Origin of the sequence: Cupriavidus necator N-1, from assembly GCF_000219215.1 — a bacterium.
Lineage (GTDB): Bacteria > Pseudomonadota > Gammaproteobacteria > Burkholderiales > Burkholderiaceae > Cupriavidus > Cupriavidus necator.
Genome location: NC_015723.1, coordinates 2,441,953 through 2,456,274, shown reverse-complemented (window position 1 = coordinate 2,456,274; position 14,322 = coordinate 2,441,953). Strand labels below are relative to the sequence as shown.

The window sequence follows — 14,322 nt, the reverse complement described above, 5'->3', positions numbered from 1 at the left end:
GGTGTCGGGAAAAAGCATACGGGCGGCGCACGGTTTCCCGCAATCGATGTTTTTTTCAAATATCCTTGCGTAAAACGCAAACCAGCCGCCGGAGCCGCCCATGCTGTCGCATCGCCTGCAGGAAACCTCGCTGCGCTATTTCCTGGAGGTGATACGCAGCGGCTCGCTGACCGAGGCGGCGCAGCGGCTGAATGTCACCGTGTCGGCCGTGAGCCGCCAGGTCGGCGCGCTCGAGGCATTGCTCGGCGTGCCGCTGTTCGACCGCCGGCCGCGTGGCATGGTGGCCAGCGCGGCCGGGGAGTTGCTGGCGGCCTATGCCCTGCGCGGCGCGCTGGAAGCCGATCGGGTGGTGTCAGAGATTGCCGCGCTGCAGGGCCTGCGCCGGGGCCGGGTGCGGCTGGCCAGTTCGGCGGGATTTGCGATCGAGTTCCTGCCGCGCATCATTGCCGAGTTCCGCCAGCGCTATCCGGGCCTGCAGTTCCATGTGCGCGTGGCGCCGCCGGCCGAAGTCACCGGCATCGTGCTGCATGGCGATGCGGACATCGGTATCACCTATAGCCGCGCCGCGGAGCAGGGCATCCGGGTGGAGCACCGCCAGCCCGCGCCGGTGATTGCCATCATGCGTCCGGACCATCCGCTGGCGCGCTTTCGCAGCGTCACGCTGGCGCAGATGCAGCCTTACCCGCTGGCGCTGCCGGAGGGCGACAACACCGTGCGCCAGCTGTTCGACATCGCTTGTGGCGAACGCGGCATGGTGTTTGAACCGGTGCTGGTGACCAATCACTTCGAGACCCTGACCAACTTCGTGCTGCACGGTGGCGGGCTGTCGATCTCTGGCGCCGTCACCGTGGGCGACAGGTTGCGCCGCGGCGAACTGCGCGCCGCCTCGATCCGGGAGCGCGGCATGCGCAGCCGCGCGGTCGAACTGCAGACACTGGCCGGCCGCACGCTGCCTGAGGGCGTGCGTGCGTTCCTGGGGTTTATCCGCGAACGGCTGGCGGCGGAGGTTGGCGTGGCGGGCGCCTAGGCCGAAGCTGGCCTGCGGCGCCCGCCATCGCTGGCGTCATCCGCGCCAGGTGCTGCCGGTCACATCGCCGGTGCTGCGGGCTTCGGGGAGCTCGCGGCGCACGCGGATGTCGTTGTTGACCTCCTTGACGCCGTAGGTGCCGTCGGCCAGGTCTTCGATATAGAACTTCTGGCCGCGGTCGCGCACGGTGCCGGTCAGTGACACCACGCCTTCGCTGACGTCCACACTGACGTCGCTGACGTCAACGCCGCGCGCATAGCTCAGCTGCTCGCAGATCTGGTCGCGGATGCGTTCGTCGCTGCGCTGGTAGCCGCGTGGGCCAGTGTGGCGTTCGGAGGTGCCGAACCAGTCGCCCACGGCTTCACCGATGCGGCGGCCCAGGTTGTAGAGCACGCCATGCGAGCCTTCGCGCTCGTCATCGAGATTGTCGGTTTCCCAGCCGCGGCGCTGCGCATATTCCCGGTAGCCCGGGCTGTGACGCCGGGCCTCATAGCGCTGCTTTTCTTCCCAGTCCTCGTGCGGGTCGACCCAGTAGCGGGTGTCGCTGCGCAAGTCGCTGAAGTAGGTGTCATGGCCGCGCGCGTGAGGCGATTCACGCGGATCCCGTGCGCGTTCGGCGCTGCGGCGCCACTGGCGCTCGGCGTACTCGTCGTCGCGTTGCCATGCCTGCGGATCGCGCCATTCGCTGGCGCGTTCCCAGCCATAGCCGCCGTTCAGGCCGTAGCGCAGGTTGCTGCCGGAGCGTGCGCCGGACGGGTGTTCCGGGTACCTGCGGGCGCCGTACGCTTCGTTGAAATCCCGGTCCGGGCGGGCGGAGCCGCCGTAGCTGGTCTGGCCCGGGGCCATTTGCTGGCGCCGACGCCGCGCTTGCCAGCGCTCCTGTTCGGATTCAGGTTGCCAGTCATCGTCTTCCCATGCCTGGCGGCGTTGGCGCGCGGCGCGCGCATTGCGCTCATCGTAGTAGTAGCCCATGCTGTTTTCCTGACAGTGTGCGTGTGGCGCCATGTGCGGGCGCAGGCGCACACGCCGTGCGCGAACCGCTGGCGGGTAATCAAGAAGGGGCAAGATTCGTACCGTGCGGCGGGATGCCCCGCGGACGGGGGTTTGCCGGCACTTTGGCGCATTGCCATCCATGCAAGGGTTTCAGAGCTTGTAAGGGATGCCGGTCCGGATGGGCGGGGCGTGCCGCAGTATCCACATGGCGCGAGGCAGGGCGCCACGCGCACCGGGGCAGGCGTGCCGGGCGGCCGTACTGCCGCCCGTCGCCACCTTTTTGCCGGTTTACTTCGTGCTGCTGGTCTTGGTCGACTTTGTCGATTTGGTCGACTTGGTGGCCGTGGCTTTCGCAGGGGCGGCTGCGCTGCCAGCGGCCGTGGTCGCCGGGGCCGGTTCGATCTTCGACTTGGCGAACGCAAAATAGCATTCGGTATTGCTGTTGTTGTACGTTTCCGAATCGCTTGTGGCCAGCACGCCGGTGACGTTGATCTTGTCCCCGGTCTGCAGGTTGCTGATCTTCTTCTGGTTGACCATCAGCGCGTCGCGCATTAGCGCCTTGCCGGTGCACTGCGGATTGACCGAGTCCTTGAAGTAGACGGCAATGGTGTCGTCCGACTTGCGCAGGCCATCCACCTTGGTGATGCGGGCGACCGTACCCGTTACCAGGATCGCCTGCGAATCCCACTTCTTCTTCGCGGTGATTTCGTTCTTCTTCCAGTCCGACCAGATATCGCCCAGCGAAGCCGGCTTCGGATCCGCCAGCATGCGGAAGTCGCCGCTCAGCACGTCGCCGGTGCCGTCGAGCACGCCGCTGATGGAGGACATTGCGCCGTCCATCGATTCACACCCCGCCAGCAACCCGGCTAGCGCTAGCCCTACCACCAGTTTTCCCGTCTTCATTCTTTTTTTCTCCAGGTCCGCCAGCACCCTCGGCCAGCGCCGGGGCATTGTATTCGTACAGCCTGCAAAATCCAACAGAACTGGCAAAAACGCTCTATTTTCGGCAAAAATGGGGTGGCATCCCCCGAATGGGGCTGTCCCGGCGCAAGCTCAGGAGCCGGCCGGTTCGACGCCTCCCCAGAATATGGGATGGGCAACGACGCGCGGCTATGCGATGAGTAAGCGCGGCGGCGTTTACCCTGAAGGGATCCGCCCGGCCGTCCCATGCGCGGGCGGATATGTCAGAATCCGCCGTCGTGCCCGGAGCACAGCATGCAGTAGTACGGGCAGCAAGACTGGCCCGACAACGGGCAGCACAACGGGCAGCACAACGGCATGGCTCGGGAACACAGGCATGGCAAGCACAACAAGAGTCCTGATCGTCGAGGACGATCCCGCGGCACTGAGCCGGCTGGTGCAGGCCGTTGAGATGCATGCGCCGGCCACCGTGGTGGCCGGCTGTACCGCCAGTGCGGCGGAAGCCCTGGCCTGGCTGGCGCAGCACCAGCCCGACGTGCTGCTGTGCGATCTCGGCCTGCCGGACGGCAGCGGCATCGACGTGATCCGCGACGCGCGCGAGCGCTATCCCGCCTGCGACTGCATGGTGGTCACGGTGTTCGGCGACGACCAGCACGTGCTGGCCAGCATCGAGGCGGGCGCCATCGGCTACCTGCTCAAGGACGAAACCACGGACCGCATCGCCGCCTCCATCGGCGAGCTGCGCGCGGGCGGCTCGCCGATGAGCCCGCTGATCGCGCGACAGGTGGTGAACCGGCTGCGCGGCGCGCCGGCCGAGGCGGTTGCGCGCGATACCGCGGCCACCGGCGCCGTGGTGCTGTCGGTGCGCGAGAACGAGATCCTGGACCTGATCTCGCGCGGCTATACCTATGCCGAGACTGCCCGCTACCTGGGGCTGAGCGTGCATACCGTGCAATCGCACATCAAGAACATCTACGGCAAGCTGGCAGTACGCTCGCGCGGCGAGGCCGTGTTCGAGGCGGCCAAGCTGGGCCTGCTCAAGTCCTTGTGACCCCACCTAATGCTGCATCGACCGCGCCACCTCCGGACCTTGCTTGCCGTGCTGCTGGCATGGGCCTGCCTGATGCTGTCCGGCATGGCGGCAGCCGCGGGCACGATGGAACTGGCCGCGGCCACGCGCTCGGCCACGCTGACCGACGGCACGGTGCTGCCGGCGCTCCCGCTGACGCTGCCTGATTACTGGGACCGGGAGATGCCGGGCAAGTCCGGCACGCTAGTCTACGAACTGCGCTTTGACCGCAAATGGCCCGCGGCTGACCCTGGGGGGCTGTTCGTACCATGGGCCGGCGGCAGCTACGAGGTGCGGCTCAATGGCGTGCTGATCGCTGCCGGCGGGCGCCTGGACGCACCCTCGTCGGCGCTGGCCAAGCGACCCTACTACGTGGCCATGCCGCCCGAGCTGGCAAGCACGCACGGCAACCTGCTGCGCATCACCGTGGCGGCGCGCGCCTATGCGCGCTCGGGCCTGCTGCCGGTGACGGTGGGCCCGGCCGCCGAAGTGCGCGCGCAGTTCGAGCAGGCCTTCCGCCTGCGCGTGGTCGGCCCGTTAATCGCGGCGGTGCTCAGCGTCGTGCTGGGCGGCCTCGCGCTGCTGATCTGGTGGCGCCAGCGCGATCCGCTGTTCGGCCTGTACGGGCTGGCCGAGGTCGCGTGGAGCGTGCGGCTGCTCGACTACTTTGTCGATGACCTGGCGATTCCCGCGGAACTGCGCAGCTATATCGTCGCCGCCGCGCGCGAGGTGTTCCTGGGCGCCATCGCCCGGTTCTGCCTGCTGGTGATCCGCGTGCCGTGGCGCTGGCTGCATCGCACGCTCAATGCCTACCTGTGGCTGGCGCTGCCGGTGATCGCGCCGCTGGCCGCCGTGTCAAGCCACCCGATGGTCTTTCCGCTGAGCTGGCTGGTCAAGGTGGGCATCATCCTGACCGTGGCCGGCGCGATGGTATGGGGCGCATTGCGCCGGCCCAGCCGCGAGGCAACGCTGCTGGCCGCCACCGTGGGCGTGTCGGCGGTGCTGTTCCTGGCGGACTGGATCAAGGTCTGGCTGACCGGCGACTACTACTGGGTCCATTCCATGACCCGCTATGTGTCGGTGCCGTTCAGCGTGGTGATGGCGTGGATGCTGGTGGAGCGCTACACCAGCGCGGTGCAGAGCCTGCAGGACGCCAACCAGGTGCTGACCGAGCGCGTCGCGCAGCGCGAGGCGCAGCTGCGCGCGGCCTTCGCACGCACGCAGAAGATCGCTGCCGAGGAGACCGCCCTGCGCGAGCGTGGCCGCATCCTGCGCGACATGCACGATGGCCTGGGCAGCCAGCTTGTCACCACGATCTCGATGCTGGAATCCGGCAAGGCCAGCTCGCCGGAAATCGCCGTGCAGGTCCGGCACGCCCTGGATTCGCTGAAGCTTTCCATCGACGCCATGCAGGACACCGGCGGCGACCTGGCGGCGGTGCTGGGCAACCTGCGCTACCGCCTGGGGCCGCGCATCGCCGATGGCGGCCTCGATATCCACTGGGAGGTCGAGCGCCTGCCCACGCTGGCGCATTTCACCGCGCGCAAGGTGCAGGAGCTGCAATACCTGCTGCTCGAAGGCATCACCAACGTGCTGCAGCACGCACGGGCAACCGCCCTTACCGTGACCGCCCATGCGGACATGGACGCGCAGGTGATCCGGATCACGCTGGCCGACAACGGCCGCGGCTTCGACACCGAGGCCACGCGCGGCGGGCGCGGGCTGCGCAATATGCAGGTGCGCGCGGCGGCCATCGACGGGCGGTTGCAGATCCGGTCGGCGCCGGGCAGTACGGCGCTGACGGTGGAGGTGCCGCTGGCGCCGGGAGACGGCGATGAGGCTGGCACCGACCGGGAGGGCATCGCGCCCGCCGCGTAGAGGCCCGGGCGGGCTGGGCGCGAAGGCTCAGCATGCCAGGCCGGGGGCTGGCGCTCAGCGCGCGCCACGCCGCGGCGCCAGCCGCACGGCCAGCGCAGCCAGCGCGGCGGCGGTCGCCAGCGCGGCCACGCCGGTCCAGCCGAAACGCGCCAGTGCCAGGCTGCCGAGCGCGGCGCCGACGGCCATGCCGGTGAACATGCAGACGAACAGCACGGCATTCAGGCGGCTGCGCGCGCCCGGATCGATGCCATAGACGATGGTCTGGTGCGCGACCAGGGCGATCTGGACACCCAGGTCGAACCCGATGGCGCTGGCGCCGATCAGCCACAGCTGCGCATGCGGCGATACCAGCGGGGTCAGCAGCATGCCGGCAAACGACAGCGCCGCCAGTGCCGCGCCCAGCCGGGTCACCCGCTCCGGCCCGCTGCGGTCGGCAAGGCGCCCGGCAAGCGGCGCGCCCAGCGCGCCGGCGGCGCCGGCCAGGCCGAACGCGCCCGCGGCTTCACTGCCAAGATGGAACGGTGCGCCATGCAGCATCACCGCCAGCGTCGACCAGAACGCGCTGAAGCCCACCGACAGCAGCCCCTGCGCCAGCGCAGCGCGGCGCAAGGCGCCATGCTCGCGCCACAGGGCCGCCAGCGAGGCCAGCAGCGCACGATACGGCAGCACCGTGGTGGGCGTGAAGCGCGGCAACTGGCGCCGGGCAACCAGCGCGACCGCCGCGATGCTGGCCGCCGCAATCATGAACATGGCGCGCCAGCCGAAGTGGGCGGCGACGAAGCCGCTCACCACCCGCGACAGCAGGATGCCCAGCAGCAGTCCGGTCATGACCGTCCCGACCACCTTGCCGCGCTGCGCCGCGGGCGCCAGCGCCGCTGCAGCGGGCACGATGTCCTGGGCCATGGTGGCGGCCAGGCCCACCACCAGGCTGGATACCAGCAACGCGCCAATGCCGGGCGCCAGGCCCGCCAGCAGCAAGGCGCCGACCAGCGCCACCGCCTTGGCCACGATGATGCGGCGGCGGTCATAGCGGTCGCCCAGCGGCGCCAGCAGCAGGATGCCCAGCGCATAGCCGAGCTGCGTCAGGGTCGGGATGGCGCCGGTTGCTGAATCGGAAGCATGCAGGTCGGGTGCCATCACCCCGAGCATGGGCTGGCTGTAGTACAGCGAGGCGACTGAAAGGCCTGCGCCGACGGCAAGCAGCAGCACCAGGCGTGCCGGCAAGGACGGGCTGGCAACGGTGGCGGCGGATGGGGTGGCGGGAGCAGAGGACATGTTGGGGTTGCGTGGTCCGCAGGCGGGTTTGGATGGCTCGAAGTGTTGTCCACGCGGGCAGATTCTGGTAGACGTGCGGGATGAACAATGGTTATACGAGATACGTATGAAACGCCAGCCAGCATTGCCGCGAACCCCCGCCACGCAGGGCAGGGCAGCTGCCCGCGGCGCCACCAGTGCCGACCGCATCGAGCTGATGCAGACCTTTGTGCGCATCGTCGAGGCGGGCAGCCTGTCGATGGCGGCAGCGCAGCTGCAGACGACCCAGCCCACCGTCAGCCGGCGCCTGCAGACGCTGGAGCGGCTGCTCGGCGTGCGCCTGCTGCAGCGCTCCACGCATGCGATGAAGCTGACCGAGGACGGCGAACGCTGCTATGAGCGTGCCAAGGGGCTGGTGGCCGACTGGACCATGTTCGAGGCCGACGTGCGCGGGGTCGGGCATGCGCCGGCAGGCACGTTGCGCGTGGTGGTGCCGCACGCTTTCGGGCAGGAGCTGCTGGTCGGCCCGCTGGCCGGCTTCCTGCAGCAGTACCCCGAAGTCTCGGTGGAATGGCTGCTGCATGACCGTACCCCGGATTTCATCGCCGAGGCCATCGATTGCGCGATCCATGTAGGCGAGGTGCATGAACCCGGCGTGGTGGCGGTGCGGCTCGCCGACGTGCCGCGCGCGGTCATTGCCGCACCGTCGCTGTTTGAGGGTAAGCCGCTGCCACGCCGGCCGGAAGACCTGGAGGGCCTGCCATGGCTGGCGCTGCGCACCTTCTATCGCAATGAGGTCGTGCTGCAGAACACGCAGACGCAGGCGCGCCAAGGCATCGCATTCCAGCCGCGCATGAGCACGGACAGCCTCTACGCGCTGCATTCGGCGACCCGGCTGGGGCTGGGTGTTGCCGTCGGCTCGGCCTGGATCTTTGCCGACGACATTGCCAGCGGCAGGCTGCTGCACCTGCTGCCGCAGTGGCAGGCCGATCCCTTGCCGATCTACCTGGTCTACCCCTATGCGCGCTTCTATCCGGCGAAGCTCAGGTCGTTTGTCGATGCCATGCGGCAAGCCATTCCCACGCCGGGTATGGTCGGGAGCGCGGGCCCGCGGCGGCGCGAGCGCGGCGAGCGGACCCGTCGCGCATGAGCGCGCTAAGGGAGGCGCGGAAGACGACGCCGTCAAGGGCACAAGGCCGGACAGGCCGCTGTGACCCTTTGCCCAATGCCCCACACCTCTTCGGTGCAGGTGGGCAGGCAGCGGTGCCGACGCTGCCCGCAACCCGTGCTTTCTGCCCCACTTCAGCGCGTTTTCTGCACTGGATTTGCGCATTATCAAGGCCTTCGAAATCCGCGCTTCAGGCCTGCAAATCAAGGCCGATAGGAGGAAATCCAAGCCAGGTTCTGTGACCGCCATGAATCCCTTTTTCCTTCCCGCCGAGCGCCTGATGGCGCGCCTGAATATCAACCGCAAGCTCGCGCTGATCGCCGTGCTGTTCCTGGTGCCGCTATGCGGCGCGATGTACGTGGTGCTGAGCGATGCGGCGCGATCGATCCGCACCACCGGCGATGAAGTGCGGGGGCTTGCCGTGGCCGGGCATGCGCTCGACTTCATGCGCGAGACCCAGGTCCGGCGCGGCGCCGGCAATGCGGTGTTGTCGGGCAATGCGGCCTTTCGCGCCACCTTCGACGCGGCCGACAACAAGGCCGCGGCCAGCCTGGCGGGGCTGACGCGCAGCATCGCGGAGAATCCTGCCTTTGAACTGGCGGCCGGGGCGCGCAAGCTGGAGCAGGACTGGCAGCATCTGCGCGGGCTTGGCCTGGACACCACGGCGGGGCCGCTGTTCGAGCGCCACAGCGCGCTGGTGCGGCAGACGCAGGCGTTTATCGGCGACGTGGCCGAGCGCTCGCAGCTGGCGCTGGACAGTGAAGCGGGCTCGTACTACCTGCTCAACCTGTTGGTGGGCCCGATGCCGCGCCTGGCTGAGCTGAGCGCGCTGGCGCGCGGCCGCGGGGCCGGCATCATCGCGCAGGGCGGCTATGCCGATGCCGCGCAGCAGGCGGGCCTGGGCGCGCTCGCCGAGCAGATCCACGAGGGGCTGGAAACGGTGCGGCGCGACATCGCGCGCGTCGGGAACGCGGCACCCGCGTACCGGCCGCGCATCGATGCCGCGCTGGCGCGGCTCGCCGCGATGGACAACTTCCATCGCACGCTCAAGGTGCGGATGCTGGGCGCGACCGGCATCGATATCGATGCCAAGACCTACTTCGACGAGGCCACCGCGGCCATCGAAGGCGTGGCGGCCGCCAACAAGGCGTTTGCCGGGATCGTGGACACCATCCTGGCACAGCGTGTCGCGGCGCAGGAAGGGCAGTTCGTATTGCTGGCGGGCATTGCGCTGGTGACCGTGGCCGCAGCGTTCTACCTGTTCATCGGCTTCAGCCGCGGCATGCGCGGCGACGTGCGGCAGGTGGCGGAGATGGTCGAGCGCATCAACGCGGGCGACCTGACCCTGCGCATCGCGGTGCGCGGGCGCGACGAACTGAGCGAGATCAAGCGGCACCTGCTGTCGCTGGTGGACAGCTGGCGCGCGCTGATCGGCGACACCAAGGCCGGCGCGCACAACGTGCTGGCGGCGGCGGGCGATATCGCGCAGGGCAATATCGACCTGTCGCAGCGCACCGAGGAGCAGGCCTCGTCGCTGGAGCAGACCGCGGCCAGCATGGAGCAGCTGACTGCAACCGTGCAGCAGAACGCCAGCAATGCCGGCCAGGCCAGCGAGCTGGCGCGCGAGGCGTCTGGCGTGGCGCGCGCCGGCGGCGATGCGGTCGGGCGCATGCAGCAGACCATGCAGGAGATCGAGGCCGATTCGCGGCGCATCGTCGACATCATCGCGGTGATCGACGGCATTGCCTTCCAGACCAATATCCTGGCGCTGAACGCGGCGGTGGAGGCCGCGCGCGCGGGCGAGGCAGGCCGCGGCTTTGCCGTGGTGGCGACTGAAGTGCGCGGGCTGGCGCAGCGCGCCGGCAGCTCGGCCAAGGAGATCCGCACGCTGATCTCGCAATCGGCGCAGCGCGTGGCGTCGGGCAACACGCTGGCGCTGGACGTTGCCGCGACCATGGAGAACACCGTTGCCGCCATCGGCCGCGTGACGGCGATGATGGATGAGATCAGCCATGCCTCGCGCGAGCAGAGCAGCGGCATCGCCCAGGTCAACCAGGCGGTGACGCAGATGGATCAGGTCACGCAGCAGAACGCGGCGCTGGTGGAGGAGGCCGCCGCGGCGGCGCAGTCACTGCAGGAGCAGGCGCTGCATATGCAGCGGGCAGTGGCGGTGTTCCGGACCGAGGCGCACGCCTAGTGCACCTCGCAGTGCTCAGCGCCGGAAGACCCAGATCACGACCGACACCAGCACCGACACCAGGATGCAGGTCGTGATCGGAAAGTAGAAGCTGAACCCGTCCCGGACGATATGGATATCGCCGGGCAGCCGCCCGAGCGGCAGCTTCGACAGCCAGGGCCAGGCAGCGGCGGCTGCGATCAGCAGGCAGCCAAGGATGAGAAGCAGGCGTTGCATGATCGGATGGATTTGTTCGGGCCGGCGGCTTGTGGCGCCCCGGGTCCTGAGACGTTGGACAGGCACTTCGCCGCAGGATTGCATCGGCTCGGCGCACCGGGGGCAGGGACTATAGGTCGCGGGTTTCGGAATGTAAATTGAGAGTTGGCGCTCTTTGCATGAAATTTGGTTATACCGCCGGAATGCCGCAAGGTTAGTCTGATAGTAAATTTCACGATCAGCCAGTTTTCTGATAGAAAGCACTGTTCCGTGATCCAGATGTTCAGTCTGGTTCCACAAAAATGGCGCCTTCCGGCGAAATCCACACGCTGGATGGCCAATTTCCCGCCGGGTTAACGCTAATTCTGAGTCCCAACGCCCGTTGCCTAAGATTCCGTTCAATTGGAGAACAGCAGTTCGCAATTAGAACAATATCGCATGTCCGGCCCGCAGGACGGCTCGTGCGATTTCCAGGCAAACGGAGACAGCAGTGCAACATCCCACCCAAATGAAGGGCGGCGTCACGGACGTCCAGGCCCTGATCGACGGACAGCGATTCACTGGTTACCAGTGGCTCATTCTTGTGCTGTGCTTCCTGATCGTTGCCATTGACGGTTTCGATACCGCCGCAATCGGATATATCGCGCCGGCGCTGGTGCAGGAATGGGGGATCGAGAAAGCAGCCCTCGGGCCCGTCATGAGCGCGGCGCTGTTCGGTCTTGCTTTCGGTGCGATCTTCGCCGGTCCGCTGGCTGACCGTGTCGGCCGCAAGAAGGTGCTGGTGCTGTCCGTCTTCTTCTTTGGCGCCTGCAGCCTCGCCACCGCGTTTGCGCCCACGCTGGGCTGGCTCACGGTCTGGCGCTTCCTGACCGGCCTGGGCCTGGGTGCCGCCATGCCCAATGCCGTGACGCTGACATCGGAGTTTGCGCCGCAACGCCGCCGTGCCGTGCTCGTGAACACCATGTTCTGCGGCTTTCCGCTTGGTTCCGCGGCCGGCGGCTTTGTCGCCGCCGCGATGATTCCGCACTTCGGCTGGCACAGCGTGCTGCTGTTTGGCGGCATCGTGCCGCTTGCGCTCGCGCTGTTGCTGGTGGTGCTGCTGCCGGAGTCCGTGCGCTACATGGTCCTGCGCAACTATCCTGCCACCCAGATCCGCAACGTGCTGCGGCGCGTGACTGGCGCAGACCTGTCCGAGGCCAACAACTTCATCATCGGCGAGCAGGCCCCTGCGACCCGATCCGCCATCGGCACCGTGCTGGCGCCCGGCTATCGCCTGGGCTCGGCGATGCTGTGGACCACTTACTTCATGGGCCTTGTCATCTTCTACCTGCTGACGAGCTGGATGCCTACGCTGATGAAGGACGCCGGTTTCTCGATCCAGCACGCGTCATTCCTGACGGCGCTGTTCCCGCTCGGCGGCGGCATCGGCACCATCGCGGCCGGCTGGTTCATGGACCGCTTCAATCCGAACAAGGTCATCGCCATCACCTACGCTGCAACCGGCGTACTGATCTACGCCGTGGGCCACGGCACCGGCAGCCAGGTGCTGCTGGGCGTGCTGATCTTCCTCGCCGGTACGGCCATGAACGGCGCCCAGTCTTCGATGCCTTCGCTGGCCGCGGCCTTTTACCCGACGCAGGGCCGCGCCACTGGCGTTGCCTGGATGCTTGGCATCGGCCGTTTCGGCGGCATCACCGGTGCGCTGCTCGGTGCCGAACTGCTGCGCCTGCACCTGGGCTTCGACACGATCTTTACGCTGCTCACCGTGCCGGCATTCCTTGCCGCCGGAGCGCTGCTGGTGAAGCATTTCAACAGCCGCCCCGTGGCTGCCGCCGACTCGGTCAATGGCGGCGCAAGCGTGGCAAGTCACTGAGCGGGAGCAGGCTGCGCCGCGGCGCGAATGCAGTTCGCCAGCGCCTCGGCCATCGGCGTGAGCGTGCGGTCGCCGTGCCGCAGCAGGCCGATCGGTTCCTCGGTGCCCTGCGTATCGATTGGCAGGAGTACCAGATCCCCCTCGGATACCGCACGGCTGGTGGCCGAGAGCGGCGCTGCCCACACGCTGTCGCTCTGCCGGGCCAGCAGCCGTCCGAGATAGGCGTCCGAAGTTTCCACGCAGCCGTCCGGCAGCGGCAGGCCGTGCCGGGCGAGCAGGCTTTCGGTGTTGTGGCGGGGAATCGAGCCTGCGGCCGGAATCACCAGCGGCCACGCCAGTGCGTCAACCAGCGTTGGCCGCGATACGGCGGCGAGGGGATGCCCGGGACGAACCGCCAGTGCCAGCGAGTCCGGGCCCAGCGACTCGAACCACAAGCTCTCCATGGCCACCGGGTCGTCCATCCGGCCAATGACCAGATCGAGCACATCCGCCTTGAGCTGGTCGATGAGGTTGCGGTTCATGCCGGTCTGCACGGCCAGACCGACCTCGGGATGCGCGGCGCGGAAACGCAGCAGGGCATCAGTCAACACCGCCGGCACCACGCTTGGCAGCGCACCTAGCCGGATGCGCTCCTGCGGCAGCGCATCCGCGCCGGCCATGCTGTCCGCCGCGGCATCGATATCCGCGAGGATGCGCAGGGCGTGGCGCAGGAAGCGCGTGCCGGCGGTGGTCAGTTCAGTGCCGGCCCGCTGCCGGACCAGCAGGCGGGTGCCGGCCAGTTCCTCGAGCTCGCTCAGTGTCTTGGAGACAGCCGGCTGCGTCAGCCCCAGGCGTTCGGCGGCGCGGCCCAGGTGCTGGGTCTGGGACACGGCCACGAAACAATAGAGGTGCCGCAGCCGCACGCGATTGCGGAAGATTTCGAGCGCGAGTGGGCCTTGGAGTTTCATGTCAAAAAGTTATCGTATTTCGACGAATTCTTAATTTACATGACTTTATGTGTTGTTTAAAGTCAAACCATTCCAATGACAAGGAGACTGCGCGATGACCCGTCTTGCCCAGTACCGCCGTCCCTACTGGGACACCCAGCCCGAATACCGCTTCGATCCCTATGCCTCGACGCAGAAGCGCTCGCCGGGCCAGCCGCTGATTGCGCTGCCGCAGTCGCTGTCTGAAGTGACCGGTCCCACCTTTGGCGCCGAGTTCGTCCGTGAAGGCGATAACGACCTCACCGTCGGCAACGGCGGCGAGCCCATCGGCGAGCGCATCCTCGTGACCGGCCGCGTGCTGGACGAGAATGGCAGGCCGGTGCCGAACGCGCTGATCGAGGTCTGGCAGGCCAATGCGGCCGGCCGCTACGTGCACAAGCGCGACCAGCATGATGCGCCGCTCGACCCGCATTTCTCGGGCGAGGGCCGCACCGTCACCGATGCCAGCGGGCGCTACCAGTTCAAGACCATCAAGCCGGGCGCCTATCCCTGGCGCAACCACCACAATGCCTGGCGGCCGCAGCATATCCACTTCTCGCTGTTCGGCAACGCCTACGCCACGCGGCTGGTGACGCAGATGTATTTCCCCGGCGATCCGCTGTTGCCGTTCGATCCGATCTTCAACTGCGTGCCGGACGAAAAGGCGCGCGACCGGCTTGTGGCCAGCCTCGACTGGGAGACGACCCAGCCCGAATACGCGCTCGGCTACCATTTCGATATCGTGCTGCGTGGCCGCGATGCCACGCCGATGGAGTAAGACC

Annotated in this window: 12 protein-coding genes; 7 read left to right on the top strand and 5 right to left on the bottom strand. The window is 67.7% G+C overall.

What is annotated here, in order from left to right; all coding sequences use genetic code 11:
- Window positions 1–100: 100 nt before the first annotated feature.
- Window positions 101–1,027 (top strand): LysR substrate-binding domain-containing protein, encoded by a 927-nt coding sequence (locus CNE_RS29160; protein WP_013953894.1) that lies wholly within the window; start codon window positions 101–103, stop codon window positions 1,025–1,027.
- Between the two features lie 36 nt (window positions 1,028–1,063).
- Here CNE_RS29160 and CNE_RS29155 read toward each other — a convergent pair whose 3' ends face one another.
- Both CNE_RS29155 and CNE_RS29150 read right to left on the bottom strand, forming a co-directional pair.
- Window positions 1,064–1,999: a BON domain-containing protein gene (locus tag CNE_RS29155; protein ID WP_013953893.1), complete on the bottom strand. Its 936-nt coding sequence runs from the start codon at window positions 1,997–1,999 to the stop codon at window positions 1,064–1,066.
- Between the two features lie 309 nt (window positions 2,000–2,308).
- Window positions 2,309–2,923 (bottom strand): OB-fold protein, encoded by a 615-nt coding sequence (locus tag CNE_RS29150; RefSeq protein WP_013953892.1) that lies wholly within the window; start codon window positions 2,921–2,923, stop codon window positions 2,309–2,311.
- A 394-nt stretch (window positions 2,924–3,317) separates the two neighbouring features.
- Here CNE_RS29150 and CNE_RS29145 point away from each other — a divergent pair, with 394 nt between their 5' ends.
- Window positions 3,318–3,992, top strand: coding sequence for a response regulator (locus tag CNE_RS29145; RefSeq protein ID WP_013953891.1), 675 nt, complete (start codon window positions 3,318–3,320; stop codon window positions 3,990–3,992).
- Window positions 3,993–4,001: 9 nt separating this feature from the next.
- The gene (locus tag CNE_RS29140; protein WP_013953890.1) at window positions 4,002–5,888 is read left to right on the top strand and encodes a sensor histidine kinase; all 1,887 of its coding nucleotides are present in this window, start codon (window positions 4,002–4,004) and stop codon (window positions 5,886–5,888) included.
- A 54-nt stretch (window positions 5,889–5,942) separates the two neighbouring features.
- Here CNE_RS29140 and CNE_RS29135 read toward each other — a convergent pair whose 3' ends face one another.
- The gene (locus CNE_RS29135; protein ID WP_013953889.1) at window positions 5,943–7,163 is read right to left on the bottom strand and encodes an MFS transporter; all 1,221 of its coding nucleotides are present in this window, start codon (window positions 7,161–7,163) and stop codon (window positions 5,943–5,945) included.
- Between the two features lie 106 nt (window positions 7,164–7,269).
- Between CNE_RS29135 and CNE_RS29130 the strand changes: the two genes are divergently transcribed.
- Both CNE_RS29130 and CNE_RS29125 read left to right on the top strand, forming a co-directional pair.
- Window positions 7,270–8,292, top strand: a complete 1,023-nt coding sequence (locus CNE_RS29130) for a LysR family transcriptional regulator (RefSeq protein WP_013953888.1) — start codon at window positions 7,270–7,272, stop codon at window positions 8,290–8,292.
- A gap of 265 nt (window positions 8,293–8,557) precedes the next feature.
- Window positions 8,558–10,507, top strand: a complete 1,950-nt coding sequence (locus CNE_RS29125) for a methyl-accepting chemotaxis protein (RefSeq protein ID WP_041228725.1) — start codon at window positions 8,558–8,560, stop codon at window positions 10,505–10,507.
- Window positions 10,508–10,522: 15 nt separating this feature from the next.
- Here CNE_RS29125 and CNE_RS29120 read toward each other — a convergent pair whose 3' ends face one another.
- The gene (locus CNE_RS29120; protein ID WP_041228724.1) at window positions 10,523–10,723 is read right to left on the bottom strand and encodes a DUF2905 domain-containing protein; all 201 of its coding nucleotides are present in this window, start codon (window positions 10,721–10,723) and stop codon (window positions 10,523–10,525) included.
- A gap of 487 nt (window positions 10,724–11,210) precedes the next feature.
- Between CNE_RS29120 and CNE_RS29115 the strand changes: the two genes are divergently transcribed.
- Window positions 11,211–12,575 carry an MFS transporter gene (locus tag CNE_RS29115; protein ID WP_013953885.1) on the top strand — a complete coding sequence of 455 codons (1,365 nt, stop codon included), beginning with the start codon at window positions 11,211–11,213 and terminating at the stop codon, window positions 12,573–12,575.
- Here the strand turns inward: CNE_RS29115 and CNE_RS29110 are convergent.
- Complete coding sequence (locus CNE_RS29110) at window positions 12,569–13,522, bottom strand: LysR substrate-binding domain-containing protein (protein ID WP_013953883.1); 954 nt, start codon at window positions 13,520–13,522, stop codon at window positions 12,569–12,571. The two genes, CNE_RS29115 and CNE_RS29110, sit on opposite strands and share 7 nt — an antisense overlap.
- Before the next feature lie 94 nt (window positions 13,523–13,616).
- Here CNE_RS29110 and pcaH point away from each other — a divergent pair, with 94 nt between their 5' ends.
- Complete coding sequence (gene pcaH / locus CNE_RS29105) at window positions 13,617–14,318, top strand: protocatechuate 3,4-dioxygenase subunit beta (protein ID WP_013953882.1); 702 nt, start codon at window positions 13,617–13,619, stop codon at window positions 14,316–14,318.
- Window positions 14,319–14,322 lie beyond the last annotated feature (4 nt).